The sequence below is a fragment of the Streptomyces anandii JCM 4720 genome (genome assembly GCF_014650655.1).
Lineage (GTDB): Bacteria > Actinomycetota > Actinomycetes > Streptomycetales > Streptomycetaceae > Streptomyces > Streptomyces anandii.
In genome coordinates this window covers 46,127-48,521 of the sequence record NZ_BMVJ01000034.1, presented here as the reverse complement: position 1 = coordinate 48,521, position 2,395 = coordinate 46,127, and the positions used below count along the sequence as shown (strand labels likewise).

Genomic DNA, 2,395 nt, shown 5'->3' with positions numbered 1-2,395 from the left:
GCCACACAGGGCGGGAGGTTCGGCGCCTGGCTCGACACCTTGACGTGGATCACGCCGTCCTCGACGACGACCTCGTGGGTGCGTACCGGCAGCTTGGCCGGCGGGGCGTCCACCGCGCCGGTCCTCAGGTCGAACTTCGAGGCGTGCAGCGGACATTCCACCTCGCAGCCCTCCAGCCAGCCGTCGGCGAGCGAGGCGTCCTGGTGGGTGCAGGTGTCGTCGATGGCGAAGAGCTCGCCGTCGTCGGTGTGGAACACCGACACCGGCGGAACGATGTCGAGCCGGAAGGCCTCACCTCGCGGGAGATCCACGAGACGGCACGCGGGAATCATCATGACACCTCGGTGCGTATAGCGAAACGGATTGCGGTAAGCGCAACATCAGTCTGGGGTCGCCCTGAATCCTTGTCAAGGCTGCTGCGCCCGGCCTCCCACCAGGCCCGCAGGTCACCGGAGCGCAGGACGAAAGGCCCGTACCACCTGCGCGAACAGGCGGCACGGGCGTGCTGTGGGGCGTGCGGCGGGAGGGTCAGAAGCCGCGGTCGATCCACTCCTGAAGGTGCGGGGCCTCCGCGCCCACGGTCGTCGTCTCCCCGTGCCCGGTGCGGACAACGGTGTCTGCGGGCAGGATCAGCAGCCGGTCCCGGATCGACTCGACGATGGCGGGGAAATGGCTGTACGACCGCCCCGTGGCCCCCGGCCCGCCCGCGAAGAGCGTGTCACCGCTGAACAGGGTCCGCAGCGCCGGCGCGTACAGGCACACCGCCCCCGGCGCGTGCCCCGGCGTGTGCAGCACCCTGAGCTCGGCACCGGCCACGGTGAGGACCTGGCCGTCGGCCAGTTCGCCGTCCGGCACCAGGTCGGGATGGGTCAGCTTCCACAGCGGCAGGTCGTCGGGGTGCAGGAGGACCGGCGCGCCGGTGCGCGCGGCGAGGGCGGGAGCCGCGTCGATGTGGTCGTTGTGGGCGTGCGTGCACACGATGGCCCGCAGGGTCCGGCCGCCGACCGCCCCGGCGATGGCGTCGGCGTCGTGCGCGGCGTCGATGACGATCACCTCGGTGTCATCACCGACGAGCCACACGTTGTTGTCCACGTCCCAGGTGCCGCCGTCCAGCGAGAACTTCCCCGAGGTGACGAGGTGTTCGATGCGTGCCTGCGTCATCACAGCACCACCACCGAGCGCAGCACATCCCCGCCGTGCATCCGCTCGAAGGCCTTCTCGACCTCGTCCAGCGCGATGGTCTCGGTGACGAAGGCGTCCAGGTCGAGGCGGCCCTGCAGATGAAGGTCGATGAGCATCGGGAAGTCACGCGAGGGCAGGCAGTCCCCGTACCAGGACGATTTCAGCGCCCCGCCCCGGCCGAAGACGTCCAGCAGCGGCAGCTCCAGCTTCATCTCCGGGGTCGGCACGCCGACCAGCACCACCGTGCCGGCCAGGTCACGGGCGTAGAACGCCTGCTTGTACGTCTCGGGGCGGCCCACCGCCTCGATGACGACGTCGGCGCCGAAGCCGCCGGTCAGCTCCCGGATCGCCTCGACCGCGTCGCTGTGCCGCGAGTTGACGGTGTGGGTCGCCCCGAGCTTCGCCGCCGTGGCCAGCTTGCGGTCGTCGATGTCGACGGCGATGACCTTCGCCGCTCCCGCCAGGACCGACCCCGCGATCGCTGCGGCCCCCACACCGCCGCAGCCGATGACGGCCACGCTGTCGCCCCGGCCGACGTTGCCGGTGTTGATCGCCGCGCCGATGCCCGCCATCACGCCGCAGCCCAGCAGACCGGCGGCGGCCGCCGACGCCGCCCGGTCCACCTTCGTGCACTGCCCGGCCGCCACCAGGGTCTTCTCGGCGAACGCGCCGATGCCCAGGGCCGGCGACAGTTCCGTACCGTCCGGCAGGGTCATCTTCTGCTTCGCGTTGTGGGTGGCGAAGCAGTACCACGGCTGCCCCCGCAGACACGCCCGGCACTGCCCGCACACCGCACGCCAGTTGAGGATCACGAAGTCGCCGGGCGCCACGTCGGTGACGCCCTCCCCCACCGACTCCACCACGCCCGCGGCCTCATGGCCGAGCAGGAAGGGGAACTCGTCGTTGATCCCGCCCTCGCGGTAGTGCAGATCGGTATGACACACCCCGCAGGCCTCGACCCTCACCAGCGCCTCACCGGGGCCGGGGTCGGGCACGACGATCGTTTCCAGGCTGACGGGGGCACCCTTGCCCCGCGCGACGACGGCACGGACCTGGTGAGCCATGGCCACTCCTCGGCTGGTACGACACCTGAGGTCGTATGTTGCTCATTGCGGCACACATCTCATGTGCCGCAACACAGCATCGTGGCGGGACGGCCGCCGGTCAAGGAGCCCGGCAGGGTTGTCCCGGCCGGGGCGGCGCAACGGGCCGG

At 71.0% G+C, this 2,395-nt stretch carries 3 protein-coding genes; all 3 read right to left on the bottom strand.

The window, feature by feature from the left end:
* Positions 1-335: bifunctional 3-phenylpropionate/cinnamic acid dioxygenase ferredoxin subunit (locus IE249_RS33610; protein WP_189711014.1), on the bottom strand; the 335-nt coding region annotated here is incomplete at its 3' end.
* Between the two features lie 193 nt (positions 336-528).
* Positions 529-1,161, bottom strand: coding sequence for an MBL fold metallo-hydrolase (locus tag IE249_RS33605; RefSeq protein WP_189711004.1), 633 nt, complete (start codon positions 1,159-1,161; stop codon positions 529-531).
* Complete coding sequence (locus IE249_RS33600) at positions 1,161-2,246, bottom strand: S-(hydroxymethyl)mycothiol dehydrogenase (protein ID WP_189711002.1); 1,086 nt, start codon at positions 2,244-2,246, stop codon at positions 1,161-1,163. Before IE249_RS33600 ends, IE249_RS33605 begins: the two co-directional genes overlap by 1 nt.
* Positions 2,247-2,395 lie beyond the last annotated feature (149 nt).

Excerpts from the sequence above, each read along its gene's own strand:
- IE249_RS33605 (WP_189711004.1), bottom strand. The coding sequence starts at position 1,161 with ATGACGCAGGCACGCATCGAACACCTCGTCACCTCGGGGAAGTTCTCG.
- IE249_RS33600 (WP_189711002.1), bottom strand. The coding sequence starts at position 2,246 with ATGGCTCACCAGGTCCGTGCCGTCGTCGCGCGGGGCAAGGGTGCCCCC.